This is a genomic window from Enterococcus phoeniculicola ATCC BAA-412 (genome assembly GCF_000407505.1).
In the GTDB taxonomy this organism is placed as follows: Bacteria; Bacillota; Bacilli; order Lactobacillales; family Enterococcaceae; genus Enterococcus_K; species Enterococcus_K phoeniculicola.
Window position 1 is genome coordinate 757,584 of the sequence record NZ_ASWE01000003.1, and the last position, 6,111, is coordinate 763,694.

Consider the following 6,111-nt stretch of genomic DNA (forward strand, 5'->3'; position numbering starts at 1 on the left):
CGTCTAAATTTTCTATGAAGAAATGTACTTTCATAGAAAAGCTGACGAGAGACTCAAGTTTTTTTATTTTACGAAATCACTTTTTTCCGGTTGGCTGTGAGCTAAACGACTAGCTGCAGCTGCGGCGATAGCACCAACAATATCATCTAAAAAAGTATGAACATGCGGGCCTTCATGAGAATTAAGCTCAGCAAGAATACCGGGTTTTACTTTATCAATGTAGCCATAGTTTGTAAAGCCGATAGATCCATACACATTGACTATAGACAGGGCAAGGATTTCATCAATACCATAAAGCCCCTCATCTTCTTCAATAATATTTTGCAAAGGCTGCAAAAGTTGTTGTTCTTCTGCTAAAATATCTAGCTGTATGCCAGTAATGATTGCATTATGAACTTCACGCTTTGTCAGCACAGCATCTACACTTTCCATACAGGTTTCAATGGATAACTCTGCGATATATTGTTTTTGCAAAAACATCACTAATTCAGCAATGTCTTGTATCCCAACGCCGCGCTCAATCAGCAAATTACGTGCTTTTTTTTCTAAAGTTTCTGTTTGTATTACCATAATATCCTCCAAGCGTTCTTTTTTGATTTCTTAGTCTAATGGTATACTATATGAAGAAGGAAAAGCAAGGAGTGTGTTTAATGGATCCTTTATTGGAGTTTTGTGAGCAAAATTTAGCACAAGGAAGTCAGCTTGTTTTGGATGATGAGGAAATCACTAGTCAAGTAGAGACGCTTACCTATTCATGTATGAATGAGTGTACCTTATGCGCACAAAAATATTTTGCTTTTTTTGAAGGAGAACGTCTAGTAGCTGATTCTCCAGAAGAGCTAAAACAAATTGTACGCAAGGCAATCAAGTCTTGGCAAGAAGAATATATGTAGATAAGAATGTAGTTTATAAGTTCTGTGGTTTAGTAGTACAATCATGAAAAAGCAGATAGTATCCCCAAAGGGTAATCAACAAGAGTAGCTAGATTTTTCTCTAGTCTTGTTGATACACATCAGTAGGGATGCTATCTGCTTTTTAGTGTCTATCTCCAAAGAGACTGGTACTGTGCATAGGCTGCGTTCTATTTTTAGGGTTAATGTAATGAAGAGCATTATTTACCGCAGTCGGAGCTTCACCAAAACCTGTGGCGATCAACCGAACTTTTCCGTCATATTGACAAATATCTCCAGTTGCATAGACCCCAGGGATAGACGTAGACATATCAGAAGAAACGAAAATTGCGTTTCTCGTTGCATCTAATCCCCAAGACTTCAAATGATCTAAAGAAGAGGAGAAGCCATAGTTCACAATCAAGGTATCAACAGAAAGTGAAATTTCCTCATCTGTTCGAACTTTTTTTAGTGTAAGTCCAGACAAACGATTTGCCTCATCTTGTAATGATTCAATAACATAAGGGGTTAAAATGGTAACAGAAGAATTCATCAGTTTTTTTACACTATGTTCATGACCACGAAATTCAGGACGGCGATGGATAAGATAGACTTCTTTTGCAATAGGCTCAAGCATTAAAGCCCAATCAATAGCAGAATCTCCACCTCCTGCAATAGCTACTTTTTTTCCAACATATTTCATCAAATCATTAACATAGTAATCAAGACCACGGTTTTCAAAAGACTCTGCTTCATCCAGTGCAAGTTTTCTAGGTTGGAAAGACCCGTTACCTAAAGATAAAATAACTGCTTTTGAATAGTGGACAGTCTTTGTTGTATGAATTTCAATGATATCATCCACCTTTTTTATATCTAAGACTTCTTCTTCTAAGCAGTAGGTATGATTAAATGTAGTCAGCTGTTTTTCTAAATTATCAACTAAATCTGCAGCCTTAATAGCTGGGAATCCAGGAATATCATAAATGTACTTCTCTGGGTATAAAGTTGAAAGCTGCCCGCCTAATTGAGGTAAGCTATCAATGAGCTTTGTCTTTGCTTCTCTCATCCCCGCATAAAATGCGCCGAATAATCCAACCGGTCCGGCTCCGACAATTGTTATATCGTAAACATCCATTTGTAAATTCCTCCAATCCAAAATAGTCTAACAAAAAATAAGTATTTCTACTCCTTTTTAGCTTGTGAAAGACTTTCTAAAACATTGATTGTCTATTTCGATTCTTAGTTTATCATAGGGAAGAAAAAAACGTGAGTAATTACCTGCGGGAAAAAGTAAAAGCATTATGGAAAAGACAAGAGATAAGAACAAATAAATTTTCTATTCTTTTTTGTTCTGAACAATAGCAATTTTTTGAAATATTCGTTATCATGAAGAGGAAAATAATTTTTAGGAGGAGATCCATGTGTCTCAATTTCCACAAATAGATTTAGAAAATGCAAAAGGACCAAAAGCAACAATTAAAACAAATAGAGGGAATATTACAGTACAGCTATTTTCAGAACTAGTGCCTAAAACTGTGAACAACTTTGTAGAGTTAGCAAAAAAAGGGTACTATGACGGTGTAATTTTCCATAGAGTGATTCCTGATTTTATGATCCAAGGGGGAGACCCAACAGGTACAGGAATGGGTGGAGAAAGTATCTATGGTTCAGCATTTGAAGATGAATTTACCCCTAATTTGTTTAACTTGCGTGGGGCGTTATCAATGGCGAACTCAGGACCAAACACCAACGGCAGTCAATTTTTTATTGTAAACAACCAAAATGTACCTGCAAATATGTTAGGCCAATTAGAAGGAGCTGGATTCCCAGCTGAAATTATTGAAGCATATAAAGGTGGAGGGACACCTTGGCTAGATATGCGACACACTGTCTTTGGTCATGTGATTGACGGCATGGAAGTAGTCGATGATATTGCGGGTGCACAAAGAGGCCCTCAAGACAAACCTGTTTATGATATTGTTATTGAAGGTATTGACATAGCTGAATAAAAAAAGAAGCACAGTTTTCCTTCATCAATGATTGGAAAACTGTGCTTCGTTTCATTTTAGCTAAAAGATTGAACGATTCTACTTAAACCTTCTTCCAGAGTCGCTCTAGGACAGGCTACATTCAAACGCATGTGCCCAGTTCCTTTTGAACCAAAAATGATTCCGGAATTTAAGACCACTTTTGCTTTTTCTATAAGGTGAGTTTCCAATTCTTTATCACTTAAACCAAATGCTGAAAAATCAAGCCACATTAGATAGGTTCCTTCAGGGCACATCACGTGAACACTTGGAAGTTTTTCACTGAGGTAAGTTTTCACAAATTGAACATTTTCTTGCAAGTAAGGGAGTAGCTCATCAAGCCAAGTGCCTCCGTGATTATAAGCCGCTTCAGTACCGATGTAGCCAAAGGTGTTAATTTCGCCTTGCTGATTTCTTTTCTGTGTTTCCTGAAATCTTGCTCGGAGCTTTGGGTTTTTAATAAAGACCATGGAGTTCTTGATGCCTGCTAAATTAAATGTTTTCGTTGCAGCAGTGAACACGAGAGAAAATTCTTCAAATGTGGGATCTGCTAGCTGAAAACTTGTAAAGGTATATGGTTTAAAAATAAGATCTTGATGAATTTCGTCGCTGACTACAAGCACACCGTGTTTTTTACATAAGTTCCCCACAGCTGCAAGTTCTTCTTTTGTCCATACTCGTCCTCCTGGATTATGAGGATTGCAAAGAATAAACAGCTTCACCTGATGAGCGATGATTAAGCGCTCCATCTCTTCTAAATTCATGACAAAATGATTGTTTTCTTCTATTAAAGTGCTTCTGACTAAATTTCTGTGGTTTTCCGTCACTACTGCTGCAAATGGATGATAAACAGGATCGTGAATCAATACACTGTCGCCTTCATCAGTATAGCTTTGAACAGCAAGGGCGATACTAGGGACTACACCACTGGAAAATAGAATTTCTTCTTTTTCTATTGAATAGCCATGACGCTTTTTCTGCCAGTTAATTATCGCTTGATATAGTGAGTCAGGTGTGATGGAGTAGCCAAAGAGTCCTCTTGCACTATAAGATTCAAATGCATTAATAACTGGAGTAGGTGCTAGAAAATCCATATCGGCCACCCATAATGGTAATAAATCATCGGCGTGATAGGTCTGAACAATACTATCCCACTTTACACAATTAGTTTGTTTTCGGTTAATCTGTTCGTCAAATATGGTCATCTGTTTTCATCCTTTCAAACAATCTTTCCTGGAACTTCTTTTTTCTTACTAATTACAGTATAATGAATTGTGCGAAGAGAGGGAAGCGAATGAAATATAAAATTGGACAAATAATTGATGGAAAGATTACTGGTATTCAACCGTATGGTGCATTTGTGTCGTTAGATGAAGAAAATCAAGGATTAATTCATGTCTCAGAGGTACAGGCTGGGTATACAAAAACAATTCAATCATTACTCAGCGTTGGTCAGGAAGTAAAAGTTCAAGTGATTGATATTGATGAGTATTCACAAAAAATCAGCCTATCTTTACGAACCTTAGAAAATTTTGTTCCATCCATTCAACATAGAAGAAAAAGATATTTTACGAACAAAAACAAAAAGATTGGCTTTCAAACAATTGGTGAACAGCTGCCTGTATGGATTGATGAAGCTTTAGATGAATTAGAATAAAACTTTATTTGAAAGTAAAGTGGATTTTTTCTGAAAATGTGTTAGACTTTACTAAAATCATACTAAATTGATCGAGGTGGAAATTTTGGGGGACAAAAGAGTCGCTGGTACAATTATGTTGCATTTGGAGGATGGTTCAAAAAAATTTTTGATGCATTCAGTTGGAAGTTCAAAAGAGTTAGCTATTGCAAATTTTTCAGCAGAGCAAACTGGTTTAGCCAATATTTTAAATTTGTTGACTGAAACGGTTAATATCGATGTAAATGAAATCAATTTAGTAGAATTAACAAACACACATATTATGAAGGAAAATATCCCACTGTTTGTATTTGAGACGCAAGCAGAAAAGCAAACCAATGAGCTTTCGGAAGGGTACGGCTGGGAAGAACCTTCTGTGATGAGAGAAGTTTTAGGATCTTATGACTTTGAAGGTGTGCCATTTTTTTAAAGAGTAAAGAAAAAAGACAAGTCCATTTTGTTGGGCTTGTCTTTTTTTTGAAAAGAATTTACCGAATGTTCTTTTAACATTATAGAGTTTTTTTAATCTAAAGGCATATAATTATATGTTATTCTATTTAATAGAGTGTCTATTTGTTTGAAAGACGAATATTTTAAATAAAGCGAGTGAATGCAATTAAAAATGCTTAGAAAGATAACTAAAAAAGGCTTGACCGAATAGCCTTTCCATGCTAAATTATTATATGTTGATGAGGAGAAAGTATTGCTTTTTTCTGCTCGTTTTTTATTTGAAAAAACTTTTCAAATAATTCTTGACGTTGAAGATTCAACGTGATAGAATAACAAAGTCGCTCGAGAGAGATGACTGGATAACAGTTGATAAATCAATAAAATTTATTTAAAAAAGTTGTTGACAAATAACAACGAACCTGTTATTCTGATTAAGTTGCTGAAACAAGCGCATGACTTTCTGAAAAGAAGTTAAAAAACTTTTGTAAAAAAAACAGTTGACAATCACTTGTCTAGCTGATATGATATAAAAGTTGCTGAAACAGCACGGTAGACCTTTGAAAACTGAACAAAGTAAGACAAACCAAATGTGTAGTGTGTACTTGATTTATCAAGTCACAAACATTTAACAAGCAAGCAATATGCTAGCAAACAAATTGAGCTTAACAATCGAAAGATTGTTCTAACTTTTATTATGAGAGTTTGATCCTGGCTCAGGACGAACGCTGGCGGCGTGCCTAATACATGCAAGTCGAACGCTTTTTCTTTCACCGGAGCTTGCTCCACCGAAAGAAAAAGAGTGGCGGACGGGTGAGTAACACGTGGGTAACCTGCCCATCAGAAGGGGATAACACTTGGAAACAGGTGCTAATACCGTATAACAATTGGAACCGCATGGTTCTAATTTGAAAGACGCTTTCGGGTGTCACTGATGGATGGACCCGCGGTGCATTAGCTAGTTGGTGAGGTAACGGCTCACCAAGGCCACGATGCATAGCCGACCTGAGAGGGTGATCGGCCACACTGGGACTGAGACACGGCCCAGACTCCTACGGGAGGCAGCAGTAGG

7 protein-coding genes and 1 rRNA gene are annotated in these 6,111 nt (G+C 36.7%); 5 read left to right on the plus strand and 3 right to left on the minus strand.

Annotated elements, in window-relative coordinates; genetic code table 11:
* Positions 1–63: 63 nt before the first annotated feature.
* A complete protein-coding gene (locus tag I589_RS14010; RefSeq protein WP_010768430.1) occupies positions 64–570 on the minus strand; it encodes a phosphatidylglycerophosphatase A family protein in 507 nt (168 codons plus the stop codon).
* 80 nt (positions 571–650) lie between these two features.
* Between I589_RS14010 and I589_RS14015 the strand changes: the two genes are divergently transcribed.
* On the plus strand, positions 651–893 hold the full coding sequence (locus I589_RS14015) for a DUF1450 domain-containing protein (protein WP_010768431.1): 243 nt from the start codon (positions 651–653) through the stop codon (positions 891–893).
* A gap of 142 nt (positions 894–1,035) precedes the next feature.
* On the opposite strand, the gene I589_RS14020 is transcribed toward I589_RS14015, so the two are convergent.
* Positions 1,036–2,025, minus strand: a complete 990-nt coding sequence (locus I589_RS14020) for an NAD(P)/FAD-dependent oxidoreductase (RefSeq protein WP_010768432.1) — start codon at positions 2,023–2,025, stop codon at positions 1,036–1,038.
* A 286-nt stretch (positions 2,026–2,311) separates the two neighbouring features.
* Between I589_RS14020 and I589_RS14025 the strand changes: the two genes are divergently transcribed.
* A complete protein-coding gene (locus I589_RS14025; protein WP_010768433.1) occupies positions 2,312–2,899 on the plus strand; it encodes a peptidylprolyl isomerase in 588 nt (195 codons plus the stop codon).
* A gap of 56 nt (positions 2,900–2,955) precedes the next feature.
* Here the strand turns inward: I589_RS14025 and I589_RS14030 are convergent, their stop codons facing one another.
* Positions 2,956–4,122: a MalY/PatB family protein gene (locus I589_RS14030; protein ID WP_010768434.1), complete on the minus strand. Its 1,167-nt coding sequence runs from the start codon at positions 4,120–4,122 to the stop codon at positions 2,956–2,958.
* A gap of 89 nt (positions 4,123–4,211) precedes the next feature.
* On the opposite strand from I589_RS14030, the gene I589_RS14035 reads away from it, so the two are divergent.
* The 3 genes from I589_RS14035 to I589_RS14045 all read left to right on the plus strand — a co-directional run.
* Entirely contained in the window at positions 4,212–4,574 is a 363-nt protein-coding gene (locus tag I589_RS14035) for a CvfD/Ygs/GSP13 family RNA-binding post-transcriptional regulator (RefSeq protein ID WP_010768435.1), read from the plus strand.
* A gap of 85 nt (positions 4,575–4,659) precedes the next feature.
* Complete coding sequence (locus I589_RS14040; RefSeq protein ID WP_010768436.1) at positions 4,660–5,022, plus strand: hypothetical protein; 363 nt, start codon at positions 4,660–4,662, stop codon at positions 5,020–5,022.
* 710 nt (positions 5,023–5,732) lie between these two features.
* Positions 5,733–6,111: ribosomal RNA gene (locus I589_RS14045) — 16S ribosomal RNA — on the plus strand; the annotation flags it as partial.

Bases quoted from the DNA above. Each gene is read 5' to 3' on its own strand.
- I589_RS14010 (WP_010768430.1), bottom strand. From the start codon at position 570: ATGGTAATACAAACAGAAACTTTAGAAAAAAAAGCACGTAATTTGCTG.
- I589_RS14015 (WP_010768431.1), top strand. From the start codon at position 651: ATGGATCCTTTATTGGAGTTTTGTGAGCAAAATTTAGCACAAGGAAGT.
- I589_RS14020 (WP_010768432.1), bottom strand. From the start codon at position 2,025: ATGGATGTTTACGATATAACAATTGTCGGAGCCGGACCGGTTGGATTA.
- I589_RS14030 (WP_010768434.1), bottom strand. From the start codon at position 4,122: ATGACCATATTTGACGAACAGATTAACCGAAAACAAACTAATTGTGTA.
- I589_RS14035 (WP_010768435.1), top strand. From the start codon at position 4,212: ATGAAATATAAAATTGGACAAATAATTGATGGAAAGATTACTGGTATT.